Here is a 25,501-nt window from a genome sequence, read left to right on the forward strand (position 1 = left end):
GGTCACCGCCCGGTTTCGCGGGGGCCGACGTACCCGGTCTGCCCCGCTTCGGAACCCAGGGCGAGCACGGGACCGTTCAGGTCTTCCTGCCACACCAGGGCTTCCATCCCGATCTGCAGCGGGTGGTCCTGGACGGTGTAGACGCCGAGGCCGTCCGGCCCCTGGTAGTGCGCGTGTTCCAGCCAGCCCGGCGCCGACAGCAGGAGGTCGCCCGCTTCCCAGCTGATGTCCTGGCCGTCCACGGTGCTGACCCCGGACCCGGCGAAGTGGTAGTTGATCGCGACGGAGGAGTGCCGGTGCCCGCGTCCGCGCGGCCGGGCCGGCAGCCCCGGCGGCATGAACGAGGCCGTGACGAAGAAGTTGTGCGTCGCGCCCTGCTTGCGCTGGGTGGCCGGGTTGTACAGCGCCATGATCGTCCGCCCGCCGTCGCCGGCGCGCTGCGACAGGTGCGGCGCGACCTCGGCCCACGGCCAGTGCAGCGCCCGGGATTCGACGACCTCGACGTCGACCAGGAACTCGTAGCCGCGAAGGCGGGCGCCCCGGTCCCCGATGGCGATGTCCGGCGCGGTGCCGCGCGTGTAGGCGGTGCTGCCGGGCTCGGCGTCGCCGTCGCCGGCGGGCCGCCAGTCCTCCGGCAGGTCTTCGGCGTAGTGCACGCCCAGTTTCTCCAGCAGCGCGGCGTTCGAATAGCTCAGCCGGGCCCACACTTCGCCGGAGTCGTTGTGGAAGCGGAACGGCTTCATGGACGGGAGGTTCGCGGCATCGAGGTGCGCGAAGGGAATGACACCGCCGTCCACTTCGATGCGGCCGCGGCCGGCGATGCCGATTTCCACGCGGTGGGCGTTCTCGCGCAGCGGTGCCGTCGTTTCACCGGGGTTGAGCACCTCGATCGTGACGGAGATGCCGGGCGCGAGGCCGAGCCCGGGCGCGGTGGCCGACGGGTGCACGATGCGGGCGGCCCGGCGGCCGTTGGCCGGGCGAGGCGCGCGGGCGAGGCGCTCGATCTCGGCCTCGATTTCGGCCCGGGCGATCTTCAGCGGGGTCCACGGCTGCGGCGTCGCGGCGGCGTGCCCGCTGACGTCGACCATGCGGGTGGCGCTCACGGTTTCGGTGGTGCTCATCAGGCTTGGCCTTCCAGGAGTGGTTCGGTGGCGGGAAGCACCTCCGCGGTCGCGGCGGGCGAGCCGCGGAGGGTCAGGGCGGCGGCGAGGCTTACCAGCCCGGAGACGGCGAGGTAGAGGGAAACGGCGGTCGCGGCACCGGTGGCGGTGTAGAGGAGCGTGGCGACGATCGGCGCGATCGCCCCGCCGAGGACGCTGCCGATGCCATAGGCCACCGACGCTCCGCTGTAGCGGATCGCGGCGGGGAAGGCCTCGGAGATGAAGGCGCCGTAGGGACCCGACGCCAGCCCGATCCCGATCCCGGCGACGGCGCAGGCGGTCAGCGTGCCCGCGGTGGAGCCGGTTTCGAGCAGCCAGAAGTACGGGAACGCCCATAGCGTGAGGAGCACGGCGGCGGACGCGACCACCCGGCGCCGGCCGAGGCGCTGGGCGAGCAGCGCCCCCAGCGGGATCGCGGCGGCCCAGACCAGCGCGCTCACGATCGTCACGACGAACATGACCGACGCGGAGACCAGCTTTTCGGCGGCCACGTAACCCAAGGTGAAGACGAGCAGCACGTTGCCCAGCGCGGAGGCGACGATGTTCACCCCGGCCGCGGGGACCCAGGTGCGCGGCGCGCGGAACACGTCGGCGATCGGTGCCCGGCGCACCTCCCGGCGGTCCCGGAGCCGGTTGAACTCCGGGCTTTCCGCCAGCTTGAGCCGCAGGACCAGGCCGAACGCGACGAGCACGGCACTGACCAGGAACGGGATCCGCCACCCCCACACGGCGAACGCCGGGCCGTCGATCCCGAGGCGGACCAGGAGGAACACCAGGCTGCCGAGGACGATTCCGAGGGGCAGCCCGATCTGGGGCAGGGAGCTGTGGAGGGTGCGCCGGGACGGCGTGGCGTGCTCGAGCGCGAGGAGGGTGGCGCCACCCCACTCGCCGCCGACGCCGAGGCCCTGGCCGAACCGGAGCACGACGAGCAGGACGGGTGCCGCCACCCCGATCGCCGAGTAGGTCGGCAGCAGTCCGATGAGGACGGTGCCGATGCCCATGATCAGCAGCGACAGCACGAGCATGCTGCGCCGCCCGATCCGGTCGCCGAAGTGCCCCATCAGGGCGCCCCCGACGGGCCGGGCGACCATGCCGACGGCGAAGGTCGACAACGCGGCGAGGGTGCCCGCGGCGGGGGAGGCGCTCGGGAAGAACGCCCGGCCGAACACCAGGGCGGCGGCCGTGCCGTAGATGAAGAAGTCGTACCACTCGATGGTGGTGCCGACGAGGCCCGCGAGCGCGACCCGGCGCGATCGTCTCGCAGGTGCGGGGGAGCCGGACATCGTTGTCTCTCCTTGCTCGCTGTGGTCTCAGGTTTCGGTGAGCAGGGCCGCGCCCTGGCCGAGCAGGGCCCGTACTGCGCGGATGCCGTCGTCGGAAAGGTCCGTGAGCGGCGGGCGGACGCGGGCGGAGCGGAGCAGGCCCCGCTCGCGCAGCACCCACTTCGCCGGCGCCGGGTTCGTTTCGACGAACAGCAGGTCCACCAAGGGGTGCAGGCCGTAGTGCAGTTCGCGGGCGGTGGCGTGGTCGCCCGCCTCCCAGGCTTCGTACATGCGGGCGACGGCGGTGGGCGCGAGGTTGCTGACGGCGCTGATGAAGCCGGCCCCGCCGAGGGCCAGCAGCGGCAACCCGAGCAGTTCGATGCCGGACCACACGAGCAGTTCGGGGCCGCACAGCTTCAGCACGCGGGAGAAGTGCTCGAAGTCCTTGGTGGTTTCCTTGATCCCGACCACGTTCTCGTGCTCGCGGAACAGCCGGGCGACGGTGTCGGGCGCGATGTCGACGGCCGTGCGGGACGGCACGTTGTAGATCACGATGGGCAGGTCGGGGAACTCCCGCGCGATCGTCGAATACCAGCGGTGGAGGCCGTCCTGGGTCGGCCGCGCGTAGTACGGGGTGATGACCAGCACGGCGTCCGCACCGGCGTCGCGCGCGGACCCGGTGATCTCCAGCGTTTCCTCCAGCTTCGCCGAGCCCGTGCCGGGGACGAACGGGACGGCGTCGTCGACTTCGGCCGCGATCGTGCGGATGGCGGCGATCCGCTCGGCGACGCTTTGGGCGGACGGCTCGCCCGTCGAGCCGCCGACGGAGATGCCGTGCGAGCCCGAGTCCAGCTGCCAGCGCACCAGCTTCCGCAACGAGGTCAGGTCGAGCGCGCCGTCGTCGGTGAACGGCGTGACGACCGGGGCGAGGGAACCGCGGATCCGGGTGGGGTCGCTTCGGAACTTCATGACGTACCTCCGATGAGCAGCCGGGCGACGGCGAGATCGGACAGTCCCATGCCCATGCCCTTGAACACGGTGGGGCGAGTGCGGTCCGGGCGCGTCACCTTGCCCGTCACCACGTCGGCGAGCGGGTGGACCGCGTGCCACTCGGCTGCGGGAGCCGAGCCGAAGTGCTCCCGCAGCTCCCGCGAACCGCGGCGCGCGTTCGGTTCGCTGTCGACGACGACCAGCCCGGCGCTGTCCAGCAGTTCGTGGTGGAACTCGGCGTGGGTCGGCAGGATCGCGCCCACCGCGTTGAGGTGGGCGCCACGGGCGAGGTGTTCGGGCCGCAGGAACGGCTCGGCGGCGCGCGTGATCAGGGTGACGATCGGCGCGTCCTCGGTGGCTTCGGGCACCGAAGACGCCACTGCGACGTCGAGGCCCAGCCGGTCGCGGACCTGCGCGGCGAGCGCTTCGGCTTTCGCCGCGGTGCGGTTCCACACCCGCACCCGCCGCACCGGGCGCACGGCGGCGACCGCTTCCACCTGGCGCAGCGCCTGCCGCCCGGCGCCCAGCACGGCCAGTTCGGTGGCGCCGGGGTCGGCGAGCCAGCGGGTGGCGAGCCCGGACGCCGCCGCGGTCCGCAGCGCGCCGGCCACCCCGGCCTCGGCCAGGCCCCGCGCCGATCCGTCCACTGTGGAGAAGATCGTCATCAGCGCGGTCGCACCCAGCGGGGTGTTCACCCAGGTCTTGAAGACGGCGAGCTCGTCGTCGCGATCGACCGCACCCAGCGCGTGCGCGCTGCCGCGGGCGTCGCCGGCCGGCCAGGTGGCCATGGTCTTGTCCAGGTTCCACGCGGTACCCGCGGCTTCGTGGGTGAGCACCTGTTCGAGCGAGTCGATCACCTGCGGCAGCCGCAGTGCGGCGCTGACTTCGGCTTCGTCCCAGAGTTTCACCGGGCGACCCCCGCTCGCCGGGAGGCGGCGACCGGCTCGTCGACCACGCCGTTGCGCAGCACACCCACCCCCGACACCTCCACTTCCAGTTCGTCGCCGGGGGCCAGGAACCGCGGCGGGTCCATGCGGAACCCGATGCCCCGCGGCGTCCCGGTCGCGATCAGGTCGCCGGGGCGCAGCGGGGTGAACGTGCTGACGTAGGCCACGATGTCGGCGAAGCCGAAGGTCAGCCGGTCCGTCGAGTCGTGCTGGACCACGGCGCCGTTGAGGCGGGTGGTGACCCGCAGCGGCTCGGTGCCGAGCTCGTCGGTCGTGGTCAGCCACGGGCCGGCCGCGCCGCTGCCGGCCCAGTTCTTGCCCGCGGTGGCCTGGCTGGAGTGCAGCTGCCAGGTCCGGACGCTGTTCTCGGCGAGACAGGTGACGCCGGCGACGTGCCGCCAGGCGTCCTCGGCCGGGATGCGGCGCCCCGCCTTGCCGATGACCAACGCCGCTTCCCCCTCCCAGTCCAGCGAGTCCGCGTCGGCGGGGCGCACGACGGGAGTCCCCGCGCCGACCAGGGAGTCGGCGAACCGGGTGAACAGGGTGGGATGCGCCGGGGCGGTCTCGTCGCCGCCGCGGCCGGACTCGCTCGCGTGCGCCGCGTAGTTGAACCCGACGCAGAGGATCTTCGGGTGGGCGCCGACCGGCGGCTCCCAGGACACCGAGGCCGGATCGACGCGGGGATCGTCCGCCCGAGCCGGAACGGGGTCGCGAAGCAGGTCTTCGAACGACGGGACCCGGTGGTCGAGCCGGGCGATCCCGTCGTGGTCGACGACGCCGAAAGCGGGAGCGCCCTCGGCGGTGCGGAACCGGGCGAGCCTCACACCGTCACCGCCGCCGGGACACCACGGGTCACGGGGGCTCGCAGCCCCCGCTCTTCCAGCAACGGCAGCACATCGCGCGTGAAGTCGGCCAGGCCGGCGTCGTAGTCGACCCACGTGAGCAGGGCCCCGTCGATGCCCGCCGCGCTGAGCAGCTCCAGCCGCCCGGCGATCGTCTCGGCGGTGCCGACGAGCGGGAAGCCGCCGGCGCCCGCGGCGAACCGCTGCCGCATCGTCGCGGCGACCACGGGCGGCATCGTCTGCGCTTCGATGCCCTGCAGCCGCATCCACGCGTCGACGCTCTCGGTGTCCTCGTACTCCACCGAGAACCGGCGCAGGTAGGCGTCCGCCTCGGCCTGGGTGTCGCGCTGGACGACGACGGTGTGCGTCCAAACCTTCACGTCGCGGCCGAACTCCGCGCGGGCCATCGCCTTGTAGCCTTCGACCTGCTGCCGGATCTTGGCCTCGTCCTCGCTCTGCACGATCACGAAGCACAGGTCGGCGTGCTCGGCGGCGAACTTCATCCCCCGCGGGGACCCACCGGCGTTCATGATCGGGATGCGGCTCTGCCGCGGCTTCGGCATCGACACCCCGCCGACGACGTCGAAGAACTTCCCGTGGAAGTCGAACTCCTCGGTCTCGTGCCACAACCGCTGGAGCACCTCGAGCCACTCGGCGAGGTGGTCGTAGCGCTCGTCGTGCTCGCGCAGCGGTGCGCCGAACATCTCCAGCTCGGGCCGGTTCCAGCCGCCCACGACGTTGAGCGCGAACCGCCCACCCGAGATGAGGTCGACCGTCGCGGCCTGCTTGGCGGCGACGATCGGGTGCATCGTGGGGGCGTGCGAGGTGGCGAAGACCCCGATGCGCTCGGTCGCCGCCGCGATCCCGGCCGCCCAGGTGAACGGGTCCATCACCGTGCCCGCCCGGTGCAGCGGCCGGTTCGGGGCGTAGCCCTTCCAGCGTGCGAACGGCACGACCGCCTCGAACCCGGCGCGGTCCGCGGCCTGCGCGGTGCGCAGCGAGAAGTCCCAGGACGTCGTGGGCGCTTCCGGCACGCGGGTGAGCGCGGCGCCGGAGCCGTTGGTGCAGAACAAGCCGAGCTTGAGGGTGTTGTCGCCGAGCAGCGGGTTCATCGCAGACCTCCTCGTCTGTGGTGGCACTCACGCTAAGGAGGCGGTTCCGATAACACCACTACCGATAATGGGATGGAGCTATACGAGAACTCTTATGGCGTGCTAGCGTCCGGCTCGTGGATTCCCGCGTGCCGCTGCGCCGTCTCGAGGTGTTCTGCCTCGTGGTCGACGAGGGCGGCGTCACGCGGGCGGCCGAACGGCTGATGGTCGCCCAGCCCGGGGTGTCCGCCCAGCTGCGCTCACTGGAGAAGTCCTTGGGTGCCACCTTGTTCGTGCGAGCGGGCAGTACCCTCACCCTCACCGAAGCCGGCCAACGGTTCTACCTGTGGGCCAAGGAAGTGCTGGCGGGCAGCGTCCAGGTGCAGCGGGACGTCGACGAGCTCGCGGCGGGGACGGCGGGCTCCCTGACCGTGGCCTCGAGCATGGCCATCGGCACCTACCTCCTCCCGCCGCTGGTGACGGACCTGCGCGTCGACCGCCCGCGCGCCGACATCACCGTGCACATCAGCGAGCCGAAGGCGGCGTTGCGCGACGCCGAAATCGGCGGGGTCGACTTCGCGGTGACCACCTGGCTCGACGACCCGCTCCCGGACACCCTGCAGGCGGAGAAGCTCTGGGAAGAACCGCTCGTGCTCGTCGCCGCCCCGCGGGGACCGCCGGACGCGGACGCGGTGGACCTGGCCGAAGTCGGGACGCTGCCACTGGTGGGGGTTCCGAAGGACGTCGCGTTCCACCGGATGGTGGTCGACCAGCTCCGGCGGCACGGGATGCCCGAGCTCCCCGCGGTCATCCGCCTCGGCCACGCCGAAGCGATCAAGCGTGCCGTCGCGGTCAACAACTGGGTCGGCTTGGCGCCCCGGTACTGCGTGGAGGACGACGTGGCGGCGGGGCGCCTGCGCACCGTGGCGATCCGGGACGCCACACTGGTCGAAGGAATCGGTCTCTACCACCGCAGCGCCAAGTACTTCTCACCCCTGCAGCAGGCCGCCCTCGCCGCATTGCGCCGCACTGCCGAGCGCAAGCGGCCCGCACGCGAGTCCTGACCACCCGGAGCTTCGGGCTCTTCCCTGGCACCCAGCCGGTGCGAGCCGGACATGGTGCCGGAGATCCTCGCCCGCCCGGTAACCCTTGCACGCGGCCGTGCACGGCCCTGAGAAGCCGGGCGGCTGAGATGCGGAACGCGGGCCCCAAAAGCTCGCCGAGCACTGGGAAGCCGCCATCGACGAAGCGGCTGGGACGGCTCTGGACCCCGCCTGCCGGGCTCGGCTCCAGGCCCAGACGGCTAACCGGAGGTCAGGTTCTGCGTGCCCATCGCCGCCAGGAAGGCGAGCTTGTCCCGCGCGTCGGTGCCCGGCCGGGGTGTGTAGACCACGACCCGGAGGTTCGAGCCCTGGGTGGTGAGCACGTCGGAGTCCAGGTCGACCGGACCGAGTTCCGGGTGCTCGATCACCTTGTGCCCGCTCTGGTGCTCGGCGACCGACGCGGCCGCCCACAGTTCCCGGAAGCGGGGTGCCCGCCGCAGCCGGGTGATCAGCGTCTTGACGTCCGGGTCGCCGGGGTAGCGGCTGGTCGTGGCGCGCAGGTCGGCCACGAGGGACTCCTCGAACGCGGCCCGCTCCCCGGGGCTGAACCGCGCTGGGTTCGGCATGCCCTCGAACTGCATGAGCAGCAGGTTGCGGTGGTCCTCGGTCACCGTCGTGGGGTCGCCGAAGCTCGCGGCGAACAAGGGGTTCCAGTGCAGCAGCTGCCAAGTGGCGTCGTACACGGCGAGCGGGTGGCTCTCGAGCCGGTCCAGCAGGCGGCGGACGCTGCCGGGAATCAGCCGGGGGACGCGGTGCGGGTCGGCCGCGTGCCCGGCCAGCCGCATGAGGTGCGCGTACTCGGCGTCCGACAGCTGCAGGGCCCGGCTCAGCGCGGTGCAGACCTGTGCGGACGGCTTCGCCGCGCGTCCTTGCTCGAGCCGGACGACGTACTCGATCGAGATGCCGGCGAGGACAGCCAGTTCTTCGCGGCGGAGTCCCGGAGCCCGGCGGGGTGCCTTGTGCGGGAGGCCCGCACTCGCCGGATCGAGGCGATCGCGCCACGTCCGCAGGGCCCGGCCGAGATCATCCATGCGGTGATTGTGCTCCCCAGGCGCCCCCTTCGTGGTGGTACTGGCTGTACCAGGACATGCCGTGGCTGTTTCCCGCGTGCGTCGCGGCGCACGGTGATCTCATGAACGCGACGAACTCCAGCACCCCCGCCGAACTCGTGGTCGTCACCGGCGCGAGTACCGGCATCGGCCGGGCGACCGCGCGGCGCCTGGCCGCCGACGGCTTCCACGTCCTCGCCGGCGTCCGCACCGAGGCCCCCGCCGCGGAGGTGAAGGCCGAGGGCGTCGAACCGGTGCTGCTCGACATCACCGACGAGGGCCAGGTGGCCGCGCTCGCCGACCGGGTCGGCGCGGACCGCCGCCCGCTGCGCGCCGTGGTCAACAACGCCGGGATCGCGGTGAACGCCCCGATCGAGGCGCTGCCGCTGTCCGACTGGCGTCGGCAATTCGACGTCTCCGTGTTCGGTCAGGTGGCGGTCATCCAGGCGCTCATGCCCGCTCTGCTGCGGAGCAAGGGCCGCATCGTCAACATCGGCTCCACCGGCGGGAAGGTCGCCATGCCGGGCTTCGGCGCCTACTCCGGCGCGAAGTTCGCCATGGAAGCCATCAGCGACTCCCTGCGTCGCGAGGTGGAGCCGTTCGGTGTCGGCGTCGCCGTGATCATCCCCGGTGCGGTCCGCACCCGGCTGACCGAACGCGGGAACGCGACGGCGGACCGGCTGATCGCCGGCATGACCCCGGAGCAGCGCACCCGCTACGCCGGGCTCACGAAAGCCTTCCGCGCCACCACGGAATCCTGGGGCACCGGCGGTCTGGACGCGAGCGTCGTCGCCGACGTCGTCGCGAAGGCGATCCACGCGCGGAAGCCGCGGACCCGCTACACCGTCGGTCGCGACGCCGCCGTGATGACCCGGCTGACGCACCTCGTCTCCGATCGTCTGCTCGACCGGATGGTGCGCCACACGATGGGACTCTGAGTCCGGCGCCGGCCCCGAAAGCCCGGAGTCGAGCGGTTCACGCACGCAACCGCCGAGGTGGGCTTGCCGCTGGCGCTGCTCGTCGCCGGCGGCAAGTCGAGTGCGGCATCGATCGCCTCGACGCCGGTGAGGTCAGGAAGACGTCAGGCAGAAGGGGTGGCCGGCCGGATCCAGCAGGACTCGCCGGCGTCCGCCGCCGGGCTGGTGGTCCGGTTTGGCCGCCCCGAGTTCCAGCGCCAGCTCTTCCGTCGCGTCGAGGTCGTCGGCGCGGAGATCCAGGTGGAACTGCTGGGGCACGTCCTGACCTGGCCACTGCGGAGCCCGGTAGCCGTCGACCCGCTGGAATCCCAGGTCGCAGCCGGAGCCGTCCGTCAGGGCGACGAACTCGTCCGTGCCGAAGAGCTCGCGCATCCCGGTCAGCCAAGCCGCCGCACGCGATCGCCGGTCGCGGCCACACCGTACGCGCCGCATCCACCGCTGCGGTAGCGGTTTTCCCTGGCTCAGAGCAACGCCGCGATGGGGTCAGTCGTGCGGTACTACCGGTGTGCCATCGAGGAAGTCCCGCAGGATCTCGGCAAACCGCGCCGGCTGCTCCTCGGCCGCGTAATGGCCGCAGTTCTCGAGGATCACCTCGGTGACGTCGTCGGCCGCGAGCCGCATCGTTTCGGCCACCAGTGCGCCGCCGTACTGCGCGCCGCCGATGGCCAGCACCGGCAGCGTCAGCGGGGTCTTCCGGCGCTGCTCGTTCTGCGCGATCGTCTCGTCCAGCGCCCGGTAGTACCCGAAGCTCGCCCGCAGCCCGCGAGGATCCGCGACGATCGCATCGACGTAGACGTCGACGGCGTACGCGGGAATCGCGTCCGGCGTGGCGGCCTTCTTGGCGAACTGGTAGCCGAAGAACAGCCGCTCCCGCCCCCGGACCAGTTCCTCGTTGAGGTCGGTGAGCCGGTTGAAGCCGAAGTGCCAGAGCCGCTGGTTGACCGCGGCCGGGCCGAAGACCGACGGGGTCGGCGTGAGACCGGGGATGATGGCGTCGACGACGGCGAGCCGGCCGACCCGCCCGGGGTGATCGGCCGCGAGGGCGTATCCGGTCCACATGCCGATGTCGTGGCCGGCCACGTCGAACCGGTCGTGCCCGAGCGCGGCCATCAGCGCGACCAGATCGGCGGCCAGGGTGCCGGCGTCGTAACCGTCGTCGGGCTTGTCGGAGAGCCCGGCGCCGCGCGAGTCGACGGCGACGACGGTGTGCTCGCGGGCGAGCGCGGGCATCACTTCCCGCCAGGCGTACCAGGTCTGGGGCCAGCCGCCGACCAGCAGCAGCGGCGGGCCGTCCCCGCCGGTGACCGCGTGCAGCCGCAGCCCGTCCAAGTCCACGAGCCGGCTGGTGAAGACGTCGGTGAACCCGTCGGGCAGCCGCAGCGAACTCAAGCTCGTCGGCCTCATCTTGGAACGATCGGTGCAACTTGTCATGCCGGGGACTTTACGCATGATGGAACGATCGGTGCAAGATGTGTAGGCTGCTGAACCATGGCGGGCCGCAAGCAGTTCGACGTGGACGAGGCGTTGCGAGGAGCGATGCACGTCTTCTGGCGCTGGGGCTATTCGGAGGCCTCGATCGACCGCCTGACCGAGGGCACGGGCCTGGGCCGGAGCTCGCTGTACGGCACCTTCGGCGACAAGAGCACTCTCTTCCGGAAAAGCCTCCGGCGGTACGCGCAGACCTACCACCCGCTGTACGAGCAAGCGCTGTCCGGCCCGCACCCGAGCCCGAGCGCCGTGGTCGCCGCCTACCTGCGGGTCACCCTCGACCGCATTGCCGACCCGACGGTCCCGGACGGCTGCCTGCTCACGGTGTCGGCAACGCAGATCCCGGCCCTCGACGCGGAGGGCCAGGCGATGGTCCGCGAGATGATCGGCGGGTTGCGGGCGATGCTGGAGCAGGCGCTGCTGGCGGCGGGAGCCGATGAGCAGGAGGCGGCCGAGGTGGCGTTGTGCACGCTGGCGACGAACAAATCCCTGGCGGTGCTGAGCCGCGCCGGCTTCTCGAGCGACGACCTGGCAACCGTCGCCGCGGCCGCCGCCCGCATCCCCGGGAGTCACTTCGCCGGTCCGTAGCCTTCCGATGTGGACGAGAACCAGGGCCGCTGGGCCGCGATGGTGGAGCAGAGCCAGTCCGGCCAGAGCGCGGAGGCCTGGGCGGTGGGGCCGATCCAGCCTGCGGACAGCCGGGACCACGCCCGGGCTGTCGCGGCCGAGCTCGCCATGACCTACCGGCCGACCCACCCGCGGCGGCTGCGGCGCCGGTCGGTGTTCCGGCAAGGCGAAGACACTTTGTTCGTTCTGCTGGAGGGCATGACCGGCAAGTTCCACCTGCGGATCACCGTGGTGCGGCTGGTCGCCGATCTCGACGGCGAAGGCAGGCCGTTCGAAGGCTGAACTGCCGGGCCGGCTCGCCACGTGTGGTGGGAGTCGGTCAGGGGACATCCCGGGTTGCCTTCACGGAGTCGGGCGGTTCGATTACCCTGAGTGTGATCGTCGATGCCGGACCAGGGAGATGGTTGTGTCAGCCGAGGTCAGGACGGCCGGGGCGAACGCGCCGGTCGGGGTGGATCCGAGCCGGGCCAGCGTCGCGCGGATGTACGACTACGTGCTGGGCGGCAAAGACCACTACCAGGTCGACCGGGACGAGCTGGAGCGGCTGCGGCAGGTGATGCCCGAGGTCGCGGACCTGGCCTTCGAGAACCGCCGGTACCTGATCCGGGTGTGCCGGTTCCTCGCCGAGCGCGCCGGCGTCGAGCAGTACCTCGACTGCGGGTCGGGTCTGCCGACCACGGAGAACGTCCACCAGGTCGTCCAGCGCGTGGAGAAGCTGTCGAAGGTCGTCTACGTCGACAACGACCCGGTCGTGGTCGCGCACGGCCGGGCGCTGCTGGAAGAGAACGACCGGACGCGGTTCATCGCGGGCGACATCTTCGAGCCGAAGTCGATCCTCGAGCACGACACGGTGCGGCAGCACCTGGACTGGTCGCGGCCGATCGCGCTGATGTTCGTCGCGACGCTGCACCACCACAAGGGCGACCGGCACCGCCCGGCCGAGATCATGCGCGAGTACGTCGAGGCGCTGCCGTCCGGCTCCTACGTCGCGCTGTCGCACCTGTTCGACCCGGGTGAGGGCGGCGACCACGACACGATGGCGGCCTTCCAGGAGGCCATCGCGAAGGGCTCCCTGGGCGGGGCGACCGCCCGGACCGAGAGCGAGATCCGGGAACTGCTCACTGGTTTGGAACTGGTGGAACCGGGCGTGGTGCTGCTGGCGAACTGGTGGCCGGACGGGCCGAGCCTCACGCCGCTCAACCCGGCGCAGCGGCTCATCGCCGGGGCAGTGGCCCGGAAGCCCTGACCGGAAACCCCACGCGCCGAGAGTGGCGGTGATCAGCGGCGCGGGGGAGCGGGGCCTCAGCCGAAGACGCGCCGCTGGATCTCGCGGCGGTAGTCCTCCAGCGTGTTGTCGAGGTGCACCGCGGCGGCTTGGGCGGCCGCCTCCGGGTCGCCGTCCCGGATCGCTTCGTAGATCGCCGCGTGCTCTTCGACCGCCTCCGCGGCGTGCCCGCCCACCGTGCCGTGGAGGCCGATGGTGCTGGACTGGTGCTGCAGCCGCCGGACTTCGCGCACGGCCGCCAGGAGGAACTGGTTGTGGGACGCGGCGGCGATCCCGAGGTGGAAGTCTTCGTCTCCGCGGTCGAACAGCGCCGCTTCGCCGGTCACGTGTCCCTGGCGGCAGGTCTCCGCGGCCGCTTCGATCGACCGGAGCTCGACCGGGGTGGCCCGGGTGGCGGCCAGCCTGCTGGCGGTCATCTCCTGGACCCGGCGGAACTCGAACAGCATGTACACGTGGTCCAGGTCGGTCGGCAGGAAGAGGCCCGACCAGCGGGCCGACCCGAGCATCCCCTCGTCGTCGGCCACGTAGAGGCCGCGCCCCTTCTGCGCGCGCACCCGCCCGACGGCGGAGAGGATCTTGATCGCCTCGCGCACCACGGTCCGGGAGGCACCCAGCCGGGTGGCGAGTTCGTTCTCCGTCGGCATCCGGTCACCGGCCTGCAGCTGCGACTCGGCGATGAGCCGGAGGATCTGCTCGGCGACGCGTTCGTACCCGGGCCGGTAAGCGGCCTCCGCGGGCGGCCCGGGCTCGCCTGCTGCGCGCAACTCGTCCACCCAGTCGTCTCCTTCATCGGCGGCTCAGTGTCATGAACCCTACATCTGCCCGACCGCCGCAACAATGTGTATGACTTATTTTCTCGCCCTTGAGGTCTTGACGCAGCGGCCTCCACCAGCTGTGATGGGGCGCTATAAAGACCGCCCGCAGAAATGTGTACGACACATATGACGTGTTCGCTACCTCGTCAGGTGTGACCTGCGGGTCCCACGATGAAGTGGAGTACCTCATGACAGTTCAGGTGCGCGCCTCCGGAGCCAGAGGCTCGTCCGGGCGCCGCAGGCGGTACGCGGGCCTGGTCGCCGGCGTCGCGGCCGTCCTCGCCGTGGTCACGGCCTGCGGCAACGGCGGGAGTGGCGGCGGGGCCCAGGGCGGGTTCCAGCCGGTGCAGCAGACGGGCGGGAAGATCACCGTCTGGGTCGATGCGACGCGGCTGCCCGCGGCCCAGCTCTACCAAAAGCAGCACCCGTCCGTGCAGATGGACATCGTCACCTACGACGGGGACGCCAACGGCTCGAACTACCTGCAGACCAAGGTGAGCCTGTTCAACCGCACGCGCAGCGGCTGGCCGGACGTGGTGTTCAGCTCGCAGAACAACGAGGTCACCTGGGCGGTGCAGGCCGGGTTCACGGCGCCGCTGAACAAGGGCCGGATCCCGGAGGCCACCCTGAGCGGCTGGACCGCCGGCGCCAACGACCCGTGCACGGTCGAGGGCACGCTGTACTGCCTGCGCAACGACCTCGCCCAGACCGTCCTCTGGTACAACGCGCCGCTGATGCAGTCGTGGGGCTACCAGGTGCCCAAGACCTGGGAGGAGTACCAGGCGCTGGGCCGGCGCGTCGCCACCGAGCACCCCGGCTACCTCGTGGGCACGGCCGGCGACAACTTCACCCCGGAGATCTACCTCTGGGCCTCCAAGTGCGGAGCCAACGAGGTCACCGGCCCGAAAGCGGTCAAGGTGAACACCACGAGCGCGAACTGCACCCGGATGGCGTCGCTGCTCGACACGCTCGTCAAGAACCGCACGATGTCCACCAGCAGCGTGTTCAGCTCCGACTTCGCCAAGAACTCGGCGGACAAGATCCTCATGATGCCCGGGCCGTCGTGGTTCGGCGGCTCGGTGTTCCAGGAGTCGTTCAAGACCCCGGCCGGGCAGATCGCCGCGGCCCCGCTGCCGCAGTGGGCCGGCGACCCGTCCCCGTCGGTCGGCAACGTCGGCGGCGGCACCTGGCTGCTGTCCGCCCACAGCGCCAACCTCAAGGACGCCACCGACTTCCTCACCTGGGTCACCACTTCGGACGAGTACCAGGGCAAGGTCTCGCCGGGCTACCCCGCCTACGCGGCGGCGGCGAAGACCTGGCTGGCGAAGCAGTCCTCGAGCAAGTACTACGCCAACGACGTCGCGGCCCCGCTGCAAGCCGCCGCCCCGCAGGTGTGGCCGGGGTGGGGCTACGGCCAGTTCAGCCAGGAGGCGGTCTGGGCGTCGACCGTGACACCGGGGCTGACCGCCGGCAAGACGATCGTCTCGATGCTGCCCGAATGGCAGACCGCGATCACGAACTACGCGCGGTCCAACGGGTACGAGGTCAGCCAGTGACCACCGCCACCCCGGCCACCCGGCCGGCCGGGACCCCGTCGCGGCGACGGGTGTTCTGGCCGGGCCGGGCCGGTCACCTGTTCGTCGCCGCCTACGTCGTCCTGCTGATCGCCTTCGGCGTCGTGCCCACGGTGTACGCGGTGTACTTCGCCTTCACCGACGCGGGGGACAACTTCGCCGGCTTCTCCAACTTCGTCGAAGCCGCCACCGACTTCCGGTTCTTCTCCGCCGTCGGGCACGTGGCGCTCTACCTGGTGTGCTGGCTGGTTTCCCTGGTCGTGTTCGTCGTCGGGCTCGCGCTGCTGCTGCACCGCCTGACCTCGAGCGGGACCAGCAAGGCGCTGCGCTTCCTGTACTACATCCCGGGTGCGCTGGCCGGGGCCGCGAGCGTGCTGGTGTGGCTGTTCATGCTGGACCCGTCGGTGAGCCCGGTGAGCGCTCTGCTGCGCGCGGCCGGGTTCGACACCTTCGGCGAGGTCGTCGCGCCGGAGCACCTCCCGGTCCTGTTCACGCTGATCGCGTTCTGGACCGGGGCGGGCGGCTGGATCGTGGTGATGTACGGCGCCCTGAACAACATCCCGCCCGATCTGCTGGAGGCGGCCCGGATCGACGGCGCGAGCGTGTGGCAGACGGCGTGGCGCATCCAGATCCCGTTGCTGCGCAAGTGGATCGTCTACATGGTCATCCTGGCGTTCGCCGGCGGCACCCAGCTGTTCGTCGAACCGCAGCTGCTGTCGCAGGCGAGCGTCGGCGTCGCCGGCCGGGACTACTCGCTCAACCAGCTGTCCTACGACTTCGCCTTCCAGAACAACAACGTGAACACGGCCGCGGCGATCTCGGTCGAGCTGCTGGTGGTCGGGCTCGTCGTCGCCGGCGTGTTCGTGGCCCGATCGGGGTTCTTCGATGCCGACTGACATCCGCGTTCCCGCGCCGGCGAACGAGTCGCTGCGCCGCCCGGCCCCGCCGCGGCTGCGCGGCACCCGGAAGCTGCCGAACCCGCTCGCGGTCCTGGTGCTCGTGCTGTTCCTGGTGTTCTTCGTGCTCCCGGTGGGGTGGCTCCTGCTGGCGGCCACGAAGACCGACGACCAGCTCGTGCACGGCAACCCGCTGTCCTTCGGCTCCTGGCACGCGCTGGCGGACAACTGGACCGCGCTCACGTCCTTCCAGGACAACGCGATCTTCCTCTGGCTGGGCAACTCCGCGCTGTATTCGTTCGTGGCGCTCGCGATCACGCTGTGCGTGGCGATCCCGGCCGGCTACGCCCTCGCGATGACCGAGTTCCGCGGCCGGCGCACGCTGCTGGTCGCGACGCTGGTCGTGATGCTGATGCCGAACGCGACCCTCGTCGTGCCGTTGTTCCTCGAGGTCAACGCGGTGCACCTGATCGGCTCGATGTGGTCGATCATCCTGCCGTACTCGTTCTACCCGTTCGGCGTGTACCTGACCTACATCTACTTCAGCACCGCGGTGCCCCGGGACCTCATCGCGGCGGCGAAGCTCGACGGCTGCTCGTCGTTCGGCGTGTTCCGCCACGTCGCCCTGCCGCTGGCCACGCCGATCGTCGCGCTCGTCGGCTTCTTCAGCTTCGTGGCCAACTGGACCAACTACTTCCTGCCCTACGTCCTGCTGCCGGAAAGCGGCCAGTTCCCGGTCCAGGTGGGCCTGGGCACGTTGCTGAACTCGGTTCCCCAGTTCAACCCGACGGTCGGCACGACGGCCGTGGAGCGGCCGGAACTGGCCCTGGCCACCTTGCTGGCGATCACGCCGGTCCTCGTGGTCTTCCTCTTCTCCCAGCGTTTCCTGGTCGCCGGGATGCTGGCCGGCGCGACCAAGGAGTAACGGATGTATCCCGTCATCACGGCCTCGGTACCCCTGCTCGAACCACCGGGCTGGGCGATCGCCGAGCGCGAGCTGTTCGCCCTGCTCGACCGGGCGTGGCGCCGGTTCGCCCGCGACTTCACCGGCCCGGACGGACGGCTGGCCTACGAGGGCGAGCTCACCACCCGCGACGGCGTCGACGACTTCTACGAGACCTTCTTCAACTGGCCCCAGCTCTACCTGCTCGGCGGCGCCGGCGACCTGCTCGCCGAGTCCGAGCGGCACTGGGAGGGCGTCACCCGGCAGCTGACCGAGCTCGGCATGCTGCACGACGAGTACGAACGCGGCTACGACTGGTTCCACCAGGGCGAAAGCCTGCTGCTGCTGTACTTCCTGTGCATGGCCGCGCCCGAGCGGTGGCGCGAGCGCGCCCTGCGGTTCGCGGAGCTCTACGTCGACCCCGCCCACGGCAACTACGACCCCGCGCACCGCATCATCCGCCGTCCCCACAACGGCAGCGACCCGGCGCGCGACGGCCTCTTCGACGGCGGCTCGTACCCGTGGCTGCCCCGGGAAGCCGAGACGTACGGCTTCCCGCTGGAGTGGCTGCTGCCCGCGGACGCCGAGGAACCCCCGCGGGAGCGCGACCCCCGGCTCGGCGAGCAGATGCGGCGCCGGACGGGCACCGGCGACACCGCGGTCAACCTGGCCGCCTCCGGGCTCGTCTTCAACGCGCTGCTGCTGTCCGGCGACCAGCGTTACCGCGACTGGCTTGCCGAATACGTCGGCGCCTGGCGGGACCGCGCCGCGGCCAACAACGGCATCCTCCCCGACAACGTCGCGCCCGACGGCACTGTGGGCGGCCTGCTGGATGGCCGCTGGTACGGCGGGCACTACGGCTGGTCCTGGCCGCACGGCTGGTACAGCGTCGGGCACGCCGCCGTCGTCGCCGCGTTGTCGGCCGCGCTCGCCACCGGGGACGAGAGCTTCACCGACTTGGTGCGCCCGGCGCTGGACGAAATCATCGGCCACGGCAAGGTGATGGCCTTCACCGAGGCGGACTCCAGCCTCGACACCAAGTGGTCGGTGCAGCTGCGGGAAGACGTCGACACGCCGACGCTGCACGTCCCGTTCCGCCACGACGACCGGGGCTGGTTCGACTACAACCCGATGCTGATGGGCGTCCCGGTCGCGCTGTGGCACCACACGGCCGCACCCGAAGACCGCGAACGCCTCGAGCGGCTGCGCGCGGCCGGCGGCCACGACTGGCGAACCGCGCGGCCGTTCCGCAGCAAGGAGGAGGCCGGGCACGAAGAGCCGTGGTTCGCCTACCTGGCCGGGGACAACCCGGACTACCCGGAGCGCATCCTGGCCGCCGCCCAGGCCCAGGTGCGGCACCGGCTGACCCGCATGGAGCGCTACCGCTACCGGGACGTCCCCGAGGCCGACATCCACCTGTGGCAGCAGTCCAACCCCGTGGTCACCGAGGCGCTGGTCCAGCTCACCTGGGGTGGTCCGCAGGTGGTCTACAACGGCGGGCTGCAGCAGGCCCGCGTCCGGTACCACGACGCGGACGCGCGGCGCCCCGGCCTGCCCCCGTCGGTGGCGGCGCTGGTGTCCGGCATCGACCCCGAGGCGACCGTGGTCGAGCTGGTCAACCTCGACCCGGAGGCACCGCGGTCGGTGATCGTCCAGGCCGGGGCGTTCGCCGAGCACCACATCCGCGGCGCGACGTTCACCGTCTGCGACGACCCCTCCTGGATCGGCGGCCTCTACGACTACGGCCACCGCGAACCGGTCGTGACGACCGCGTCGATCGACCTCGACGGTCCGTGGCTGCGCGTGGACCTGCCGCGGTCCACCCGGATCCGCCTGACCCTGCGGCTCGCCCTGCGGGCCCGGACGCCGTCCTACGCGACCCCGTTCGACGAGCGTGCCGCATGAAACGAGGACCACTCGGCGGCACCGGGCTGGAGGTCTCCGAACTCGGCTTCGGCGCCGCCCCGCTGGGCCGGTTGCCGCGCGGCGGCGAACGACGCGGCATCGACGCCGTCCACACCGCACTCGAACTCGGCATCACCTTCTTCGACGTCTCCCCGTTCTACGGTAACGCGGAAGCCGTGCTGGGCAAGGCGTTGCGCGGTGTCGAGCGCTCGGACTACGTGCTCGGCACCAAAGCCGGCCGGTACGGCGAAGCAGACTTCGACTTCAGCGCCGGCCGAGTCACCCGCAGCGTGCACGAAAGCCTCGACCGGCTGGGCACCGATCACCTCGACCTCGTGCAGTGCCACGACGTCGAGTTCGGCGACCTCGACCAGGTCGTGCACGAAACGATTCCGGCCTTGCGTGCCTTGCAGGAGACGGGCCTGGTCGGCGCCGTCGGCGTGACCGGCTTTCCCTTGCCCGCGCTCGCCTACGTCGTCGAACGCACCCCCGTCGACACGATCATCTCCTACTGCCAGTACACGCTCCAGAACCGGCGGCTCGCCGCGTGGCGGGACCGGTTCGCGCGCCACGGCACCGCCGTGATCACCGCGTCCCCGCTGTCGATGGGAGCCCTGACCAACCGCGGGGCGCCGTCCTGGCACCCCGCGCCGGAAGACATCCTCCGGCGGTGCGCGGAGGCCGCCGCGTCGTGCCGGGACCGGGGCGAAGAACTCGCGCGGGTCGCCCTCCAGTTCGCGGTGACGACCGGTGGTTTCGCCTCGACGCTGGTCGGTGCCGCCGACCCGGAGGAGGTGCGCCGGGACGTCCGCTGGATCACCGAGCCGGTCGACGACGACCTGCTGCGCGCCGTCGAGGAGTGCCTCGAGCCGGTCCGCGACCGCTCGTGGCCCAGCGGCCGCCCGGAAAACCAGGAGCCGGGAGGCACGGCGTGACCGCGGTCCTCGACTCCCACGTGCACTTCTGGGACCCGCGGCAGCTGCGCTACCCGTGGCTCGACGACGTCGGCCGGCTGAACCGGCCGTTCACCCCGGACGACTTTCCCGCCCGGCACGACGTCATCGTGGTCGAGGCGGGGCGGACCCCGGCGGACGCTGCCGCCGAGATCGCGTGGATCCGGCGCGAAGCGCAGCGGCACCCGTGGATCCGCGGAATCGTCGCGCACGCCGACCTCGAACAACCTGCGACGGCGACCCGATTCGCCGGCGACCCGTTCGTGGTCGGCGTGCGGCGCAACGTGCAGGACGAAGCCCCGGGCTTCCTCGGAGGCGTGGATTTCCGCGCGGGCGTCCGGCTGCTGGGGGAGACGGGGCTTCCGTTCGACGCCTGCGTCCGTGCGCACCAGCTGGCCGAACTGACCGCACTGGCCGAAGCCTGCCCGCGGACCACCATCGTCTTGGACCACCTCGGCAAACCGTCGCCCGGCGGGCCCGGGTACGGCCGGTGGCGCCAGGACCTGCGGCGGCTCTCCCGGCACGCCAACGTGCGGTGCAAGCTGTCCGGCCTGGCCACCGAGACCACCCCGGGTACCGCCCGCTCGCAGGTGGTCGACGCCCTGAAGGAAGCCCTCGACGCGTTCGGGCCCGGCCGGTGCCTGTACGGCAGCGACTGGCCCGTGATGACCCTGGCCACCGACCACGAGGCGTGGCTGGACGTCGTCCACACCGCGCTCGACGGTCACCCCGCCGAAGCCGTTCTCCGCCACAACGCCGAGAAGACCTACCTCGCACGCGCTGCCCTCGGGCAAGCAGGACGAAAGGACCCGGAATGAGTGCCCCACCGCAGAACCCGCCCACCCGGCGGGTCGCCTACTCCGGCCGCCGGAGCCTGGTCGTCGAGGCGGCGGATCCCGTGCCCCCGCCGCCCGGCCACGTCCGGATCGACGTGGCCTACACCGGGATCTGCGGCACCGACCTGCACATCTACCACGGAGACATGGACAGCCGCGTCCACCCGCCCGGCGTGCTGGGCCACGAAATGTCCGGGCGGGTCGCGGAGGCCGGTGCCGGCGTCGAAGGCTGGCGGCCCGGCGATCCCGTGACGGTCATGCCCTTGCGGTGGTGCGGCGAGTGCCCGGCCTGCCGGGCCGGCCACACCCACATCTGCCACCGCCTGGTGTTCCTCGGCATCGACGCGCCGGGGGCGATGCAGAGCAGCTGGACCGTCCCCGCCGAAACCTTGGTGCGGCTGCCGTACGACCTCCGGCTCGACCACGCCGCGCTGGTCGAGCCCGTCGCGGTGGCCGTGCACGACGTCCGCCGGGCCGCCCTGCAGCCGGGCGAGCGGGCCCTGGTGGTCGGTGGCGGCCCGATCGGACTGCTCATCGCCCTCGTCGCCCGCCGGACCGGCGCGGTCGTGCTGCTGGCCGAACCGGACCCGTTCCGCCGTTCGGTCGCGGAAGGACTGGGCCTGACCGCGCTCGACCCGCGCGCCGAACACTTCGCCGAAACCGTCGACCAGTGGACCGGCGGGGCCGGCGCGGCGGTGGCCTTCGAGGTGTCCGGGGCCGAAGCGGGCGTGGCGACGGCGATCGGCGCTCTGGCCACGCGAGGCCGGCTGGTCCAGGTCGCCATCCACCCGGCGCCCCGGCCAGTGGACCTCCACCGGTTCTTCTGGCGTGAACTGACGCTGGTCGGCGCCCGCCTGTACGACCGCGACGACTTCACCGCCGCGGTCGGGCTCCTCGGCGAAGGCGCGATCCCGGCCGACGCCCTGATTTCGCGGACCGAACCCCTCGACCGGGCCGGCGAGGCCTTCGCGGCCCTCGAATCCGGCGCGGGCGTGATGAAGGTCCTCATCGACTGCGGCGCTTCCGGGGAGTCTCGATGACCCCGCCTTCCCCGTTCGACCTCACCGGCCGGCTGGCGGTGGTCACCGGCGCGCGCCGGGGGATCGGCCTCGGCATCGCCGAAGCGCTGGCCGCCGCCGGCGCGGACATCGTCGCCGTCAGCGCCCAGCAGGAGCCTTCGGGCAGCGAGGTCGAAAAGCGCGTCACCGCGCTCGGCCGCACCTGCACCGCGCTGAGCGCCGACTTCGCCGACCGCGCCGCCGTCGCGGAGCTGGCGGACGCCCTCGCCGACCTCGGGCGACCGGTCGACATCCTCGTCAACAACGCGGGCACCATCGCCCGGGCCCCGGCCGCCGAACACCCCGACGCCGACTGGGACCGCGTCCTCACCGTAGACCTCACCAGCCAGTTCACCCTCACCCGCGAGGTCGGCCGGCGCATGCTCGAGCGCGGCCGGGGCAAGATCGTGTTCACCGCCTCGCTGCTGAGCTTCCAAGGCGGCATCAACGTTCCCGGGTACGCCGCGGCGAAATCGGGCATCGCCGGGCTCACCCGCGCCCTGGCCAACGAATGGGCGGGACGCGGCGTGAACGTCAACGCGATCGTCCCCGGCTACGTCGAAACCGACAACACCCGAGCGCTGCGAGCGGATCCCGGCCGCTTCGCCGCGATCCTCGACCGCATCCCGGCCGGCCGCTGGGCGCGGCCCGAGGACTTCGGCGGCGTCGCCGTCTTCCTGGCGTCGGCGGCGTCGGACTACGTGCACGGCGCACTGGTCCCCGTCGACGGCGGCTGGCTCGGCCGCTGACCGCTTCCCGCTTCCCCACCGCAGGATCCTCAAGGAGGATGAGCATGCGTCACCCCGTCGAGAAGGTGCTGGCGGCGCTGGCCGTCACCACCGCCGCCGCGGCACTGACCGCCGTCCCGGCACAGGCAGCCGGGCTCCCCGGCTTCACGATCGTCGTGGCTCCCCACGGCGGCGATACGTTGCAGCACGCCCAGAAGCTCGCCCGCACGCTGTCCGCGCGCGCGGACGTCCACGTCGAACTCGCGGGCGGCACGTACCGGCTGAGCGCCCCGCTGAAGTTCACCGGTGAAGACTCCGGCCGGGGCGGCCACACCATCACCTGGCAGGCCCGCGCCGGCCAGACTCCGGTGCTGTCCGGCGGCCAGGCCGTGACCGGGTGGCAGCTGCACGACCCGGCGGCGAACGTCTTCGTCGCCGACGTGCCGAAGGGAGCCGATTCGCGGCAGCTCTACATCGACGGCGCGTCGGCTCCCCGGGCCGCGATCACCATCGCGCGCACCGACGTCCAGGTCACCGGCACCGGCCTGACGATCGTCAACCCGGCGTTGAACTACCTGGCGTCCCTGCCCGCCCAGAACCGGATCGAAGTGGAGAGCCAGAACTCCTTCACCGACCGGTACGCGCCGGTGCAGAGCATCTCCGGCACCACCATCACCATGCAGCAACCGGCCTGGAACAACAACAACTGGGGCTACGACACGCTCGCCCGGCCCTTCGCGGGCGGGACGCTGCTGCTGGAGAACTCCTACGCCTTCCTGCAGACCGGGCAGTGGTACCTCGACCCGGCCGCCGGGAAGCTGTACTACAAAGCCGCGCCGGGACAGTCCCCGGCGGGCAAGGACGTGGAACTGCCGCGCCTGACGTCGTTGCTCCAGGTGAGCGGAACCTACGACCGCCCGGTCCGCAACCTGGCCTTCCGCGGCCTGGGCTTCGAGCACACGACCTGGCTCGAGCCCGGCACGTCGATCGGCTACGCCGACCAGCAAAGCGGCGCGTTCCTCGCCTCGGCGTTCCCCCAGCCCGCCGACTTCCTGACGTCCTGCCAGATCGGCTGCCCGCAGTTCGAAGCGGCCCGCAACAGCTGGCACCAGGTCCCCGCGGCCGTCCAGGTCTCGGCCGCGGACACCATTTCGTTCGAGGACAACACGTTCGCCCACCTGGGCCAGGTCGGCCTCGGCATCGGCAACGACGCGAACGCCCACGCCAGCGGCGTCGGGCTCGGCGCGTCCGGCATCACCGTCCGGCGCAACACCTTCACCGACGACGCCGGCTCCGGCATCGTGGTCGGCGGCGTGCAGCCCGACGCGCACCACCCGGGCAACCCGGCGATGACCACCAAGAACGTCACCATCACGGACAACCTCGTCACGAACGTGGCGCGGGACTACAAGGACATGGCCGGGATCCTGAGCACCTACGTCACCCACGCGGTCATCGAGCACAACGAGGTGTCCGACCTCGCCTACGACGGCATCGACGTCGGCTGGGGCTGGGGCGCCAACGACCCCGGTGGCAGCCAGGACTACCGCAACCGCGGCCTGTACGCCTACCAGCCCGTGTACACGACGCCGACCACGCTGAAGGACACCGTGGTCCGCTACAACCTGGTGCACGGCACCAAGAAGGTCTTCCACGACGGGGGCAGCATCTACAACCTCTCCGCCGACCCCGGCGCGGTCATCGACCGGAACTACATCTACGACAACCACACCACCGTGGGCCTGTACCTGGACGAAGGATCGCGGTACGTGAGCCTGTCGGGCAACGTGATCCAGGACGCCGGAGTCTGGGCGTTCACGAACGCGAGCAGCACCAACAACACCAACGACAACACGTTCACCGGCAACTGGTACAACACGGGCGCCACCCAGGTCGCGACCGGAGCGCCGCACAACAACGTCCTCGACGGCAACGTCAAGATCACCGACGGCAGCTGGCCTGCTGCCGCGCAGGACGTGATGCACAACGCGGGCATCTCGCCGCGTTAGCGCCCGGAGCGGTAGTCCGCGATCACCGTCATCGGGTGGTCGTCCCCAGGCCGAAGATCCTCGCCGCGTTGCCCCCGAGGTACAGGCGGGTCGTCTCGGCGTCCAGTTCGAGGCTGTCCAAGTGTTCCAGGCACCGTTGCGGGGTGAGCATGGGCCAGTTGGTGCCGAACAAGACCCGGTCACGTCCCCGGCCGCGCAGGTAGTCGATCAGCGTGGCGGGCACGCGATGGGCGGCGTAGGCGGACGTGTCGACGTAGAAGTTCGGGTACTTCGTGGCAAGGGAGACGACCTCGTCGAGCCACGGGTGGCCGACGTGCCCGCCCACGACGACGAGGTCGGGGAAGTCCAGCAGCACGTTGTCCAGGTAGGGGATGGGGCGACCGGGCTCGGAGGGGCACAGCGGGCCGGTGTGACCGATCTGGGTGCACACCGGCACGCCGAGTTCCACGCAGGTGGCGTACAGCGGGTAGTAGCGGCGGTCGTCCGGGGGCAGGTTCCACAACCAGGGGACGACGCGGAGGGCGACGAACCCGAGTTCGAGCACGGCCCGCTTGAGTTCGCGGATCGCGGCGACCGGGTGGGACAGGTCGACCGCGGCCACGCCGTGGAAGCGGTCGGGGGCCTGGGCCACGGTGGCGGCGACTTCGTCATTGCCGATCAGCACGCCGGAAGGGCCCCACCAGCCGCAGATCAACGCCCGGTCCACCCCGGCCGCGTCGTAGGCGGAAAGCATGTCTTCGACGGACGCCGGGGTGAGATCCGGTTGACGGGTCCAGCGCAGCACGGTGGACATCCAGGGCTGGGCGAGGAACTTGTCGTTGGGCACCTGCGCCCACACGTCCACGGTCAACGAACGGCTGGTGGTGGTCATGGATTCGTACGGTAGTGACCACGCGGCAGAGGGGAAAGGAAGTATCCAGGAGGCGAATTCGGCTGTCCGCGAAGCGAACACTTCACATCCGG

General features: G+C 71.4%; 25 protein-coding genes. 14 read left to right on the forward strand and 11 right to left on the reverse strand.

Translation table 11 applies throughout. The features are described 5' to 3' along the window. Nucleotides 1-2: 2 nt before the first annotated feature. From ACZ4TR_RS32245 to ACZ4TR_RS32270, 6 genes are read right to left on the reverse strand one after another with little or no spacing between them, the layout of a single operon-like run. Complete coding sequence (locus tag ACZ4TR_RS32245) at nt 3-1,121, reverse strand: cupin domain-containing protein (protein WP_465291286.1); 1,119 nt, start codon at nt 1,119-1,121, stop codon at nt 3-5. Beyond that, entirely contained in the window at nt 1,121-2,443 is a 1,323-nt protein-coding gene (locus tag ACZ4TR_RS32250) for an MFS transporter (RefSeq protein WP_465291288.1), read from the reverse strand. The genes ACZ4TR_RS32245 and ACZ4TR_RS32250 overlap by 1 nt, the downstream gene beginning before the upstream one ends. A 27-nt stretch (nt 2,444-2,470) precedes the next feature. Next, nucleotides 2,471-3,391, reverse strand: a complete 921-nt coding sequence (gene dapA, locus ACZ4TR_RS32255; RefSeq protein ID WP_465291290.1) for a 4-hydroxy-tetrahydrodipicolinate synthase — start codon at nt 3,389-3,391, stop codon at nt 2,471-2,473. Further along, nucleotides 3,388-4,320, reverse strand: coding sequence for an ornithine cyclodeaminase family protein (locus ACZ4TR_RS32260; protein WP_465291292.1), 933 nt, complete (start codon nt 4,318-4,320; stop codon nt 3,388-3,390). The genes dapA and ACZ4TR_RS32260 overlap by 4 nt, the downstream gene beginning before the upstream one ends. Next, nucleotides 4,317-5,183, reverse strand: a complete 867-nt coding sequence (locus ACZ4TR_RS32265; RefSeq protein WP_465291294.1) for a fumarylacetoacetate hydrolase family protein — start codon at nt 5,181-5,183, stop codon at nt 4,317-4,319. The genes ACZ4TR_RS32260 and ACZ4TR_RS32265 overlap by 4 nt, the downstream gene beginning before the upstream one ends. Further along, nucleotides 5,180-6,313 (reverse strand): LLM class flavin-dependent oxidoreductase, encoded by a 1,134-nt coding sequence (locus ACZ4TR_RS32270; protein WP_465291296.1) that lies wholly within the window; start codon nt 6,311-6,313, stop codon nt 5,180-5,182. The genes ACZ4TR_RS32265 and ACZ4TR_RS32270 overlap by 4 nt, the downstream gene beginning before the upstream one ends. 116 nt (nt 6,314-6,429) lie before the next feature. On the opposite strand from ACZ4TR_RS32270, the gene ACZ4TR_RS32275 reads away from it, so the two are divergent. Beyond that, on the forward strand, nt 6,430-7,356 hold the full coding sequence (locus ACZ4TR_RS32275; protein ID WP_465291298.1) for a LysR family transcriptional regulator: 927 nt from the start codon (nt 6,430-6,432) through the stop codon (nt 7,354-7,356). 239 nt (nt 7,357-7,595) lie between these two features. Here the strand turns inward: ACZ4TR_RS32275 and ACZ4TR_RS32280 are convergent, their stop codons facing one another. Then, nucleotides 7,596-8,426 (reverse strand): MmyB family transcriptional regulator, encoded by an 831-nt coding sequence (locus tag ACZ4TR_RS32280; protein WP_465291300.1) that lies wholly within the window; start codon nt 8,424-8,426, stop codon nt 7,596-7,598. 101 nt (nt 8,427-8,527) lie between these two features. On the opposite strand from ACZ4TR_RS32280, the gene ACZ4TR_RS32285 reads away from it, so the two are divergent. Continuing rightward, complete coding sequence (locus tag ACZ4TR_RS32285; RefSeq protein WP_465291302.1) at nt 8,528-9,382, forward strand: SDR family oxidoreductase; 855 nt, start codon at nt 8,528-8,530, stop codon at nt 9,380-9,382. A 132-nt stretch (nt 9,383-9,514) separates the two neighbouring features. Here the strand turns inward: ACZ4TR_RS32285 and ACZ4TR_RS32290 are convergent, their stop codons facing one another. After that, the gene (locus tag ACZ4TR_RS32290) at nt 9,515-9,793 is read right to left on the reverse strand and encodes a VOC family protein (RefSeq protein ID WP_465291304.1); all 279 of its coding nucleotides are present in this window, start codon (nt 9,791-9,793) and stop codon (nt 9,515-9,517) included. A gap of 111 nt (nt 9,794-9,904) precedes the next feature. Continuing rightward, nucleotides 9,905-10,825, reverse strand: a complete 921-nt coding sequence (locus tag ACZ4TR_RS32295; RefSeq protein WP_465291306.1) for an alpha/beta fold hydrolase — start codon at nt 10,823-10,825, stop codon at nt 9,905-9,907. 84 nt (nt 10,826-10,909) lie between these two features. Between ACZ4TR_RS32295 and ACZ4TR_RS32300 the strand changes: the two genes are divergently transcribed. The 3 genes from ACZ4TR_RS32300 to ACZ4TR_RS32310 all read left to right on the forward strand — a co-directional run bounded on the left by ACZ4TR_RS32300 (nt 10,910) and on the right by ACZ4TR_RS32310 (nt 12,782). Further along, nucleotides 10,910-11,497, forward strand: a complete 588-nt coding sequence (locus ACZ4TR_RS32300; protein ID WP_465291308.1) for a TetR/AcrR family transcriptional regulator — start codon at nt 10,910-10,912, stop codon at nt 11,495-11,497. 9 nt (nt 11,498-11,506) lie between these two features. Then, a complete protein-coding gene (locus ACZ4TR_RS32305; protein ID WP_465291310.1) occupies nt 11,507-11,818 on the forward strand; it encodes a hypothetical protein in 312 nt (103 codons plus the stop codon). 118 nt (nt 11,819-11,936) lie between these two features. Continuing rightward, a complete protein-coding gene (locus tag ACZ4TR_RS32310; RefSeq protein WP_465291312.1) occupies nt 11,937-12,782 on the forward strand; it encodes an SAM-dependent methyltransferase in 846 nt (281 codons plus the stop codon). 56 nt (nt 12,783-12,838) lie between these two features. Here the strand turns inward: ACZ4TR_RS32310 and ACZ4TR_RS32315 are convergent, their stop codons facing one another. Then, complete coding sequence (locus ACZ4TR_RS32315; RefSeq protein WP_465291314.1) at nt 12,839-13,594, reverse strand: FadR/GntR family transcriptional regulator; 756 nt, start codon at nt 13,592-13,594, stop codon at nt 12,839-12,841. A gap of 230 nt (nt 13,595-13,824) precedes the next feature. Here ACZ4TR_RS32315 and ACZ4TR_RS32320 point away from each other — a divergent pair, with 230 nt between their 5' ends. From ACZ4TR_RS32320 to ACZ4TR_RS32360, 9 genes are read left to right on the forward strand one after another with little or no spacing between them, the layout of a single operon-like run. Next, the gene (locus ACZ4TR_RS32320; protein ID WP_465291315.1) at nt 13,825-15,192 is read left to right on the forward strand and encodes an ABC transporter substrate-binding protein; all 1,368 of its coding nucleotides are present in this window, start codon (nt 13,825-13,827) and stop codon (nt 15,190-15,192) included. Then, complete coding sequence (locus ACZ4TR_RS32325; protein WP_465291317.1) at nt 15,189-16,106, forward strand: carbohydrate ABC transporter permease; 918 nt, start codon at nt 15,189-15,191, stop codon at nt 16,104-16,106. Before ACZ4TR_RS32320 ends, ACZ4TR_RS32325 begins: the two co-directional genes overlap by 4 nt. Next, nucleotides 16,096-17,031 (forward strand): carbohydrate ABC transporter permease, encoded by a 936-nt coding sequence (locus tag ACZ4TR_RS32330; protein WP_465291319.1) that lies wholly within the window; start codon nt 16,096-16,098, stop codon nt 17,029-17,031. Before ACZ4TR_RS32325 ends, ACZ4TR_RS32330 begins: the two co-directional genes overlap by 11 nt. Before the next feature lie 3 nt (nt 17,032-17,034). Next, nucleotides 17,035-18,954, forward strand: a complete 1,920-nt coding sequence (locus ACZ4TR_RS32335) for a DUF8034 domain-containing protein (protein ID WP_465291321.1) — start codon at nt 17,035-17,037, stop codon at nt 18,952-18,954. After that, a complete protein-coding gene (locus tag ACZ4TR_RS32340) occupies nt 18,951-19,889 on the forward strand; it encodes an aldo/keto reductase (RefSeq protein ID WP_465291322.1) in 939 nt (312 codons plus the stop codon). The genes ACZ4TR_RS32335 and ACZ4TR_RS32340 overlap by 4 nt, the downstream gene beginning before the upstream one ends. Then, complete coding sequence (locus tag ACZ4TR_RS32345; protein WP_465291324.1) at nt 19,886-20,725, forward strand: amidohydrolase family protein; 840 nt, start codon at nt 19,886-19,888, stop codon at nt 20,723-20,725. Before ACZ4TR_RS32340 ends, ACZ4TR_RS32345 begins: the two co-directional genes overlap by 4 nt. After that, on the forward strand, nt 20,722-21,783 hold the full coding sequence (locus ACZ4TR_RS32350; protein WP_465291326.1) for a zinc-dependent alcohol dehydrogenase: 1,062 nt from the start codon (nt 20,722-20,724) through the stop codon (nt 21,781-21,783). Before ACZ4TR_RS32345 ends, ACZ4TR_RS32350 begins: the two co-directional genes overlap by 4 nt. After that, nucleotides 21,780-22,550, forward strand: coding sequence for an SDR family oxidoreductase (locus tag ACZ4TR_RS32355; RefSeq protein WP_465291327.1), 771 nt, complete (start codon nt 21,780-21,782; stop codon nt 22,548-22,550). Before ACZ4TR_RS32350 ends, ACZ4TR_RS32355 begins: the two co-directional genes overlap by 4 nt. 44 nt (nt 22,551-22,594) lie before the next feature. After that, a complete protein-coding gene (locus ACZ4TR_RS32360; RefSeq protein WP_465291329.1) occupies nt 22,595-24,538 on the forward strand; it encodes a right-handed parallel beta-helix repeat-containing protein in 1,944 nt (647 codons plus the stop codon). A gap of 28 nt (nt 24,539-24,566) precedes the next feature. Here ACZ4TR_RS32360 and ACZ4TR_RS32365 read toward each other — a convergent pair whose 3' ends face one another. Then, a complete protein-coding gene (locus tag ACZ4TR_RS32365; RefSeq protein WP_465291331.1) occupies nt 24,567-25,409 on the reverse strand; it encodes an amidohydrolase family protein in 843 nt (280 codons plus the stop codon). Nucleotides 25,410-25,501 lie beyond the last annotated feature (92 nt).

It is taken from the genome of Amycolatopsis sp. NPDC028719, assembly GCF_055565395.1.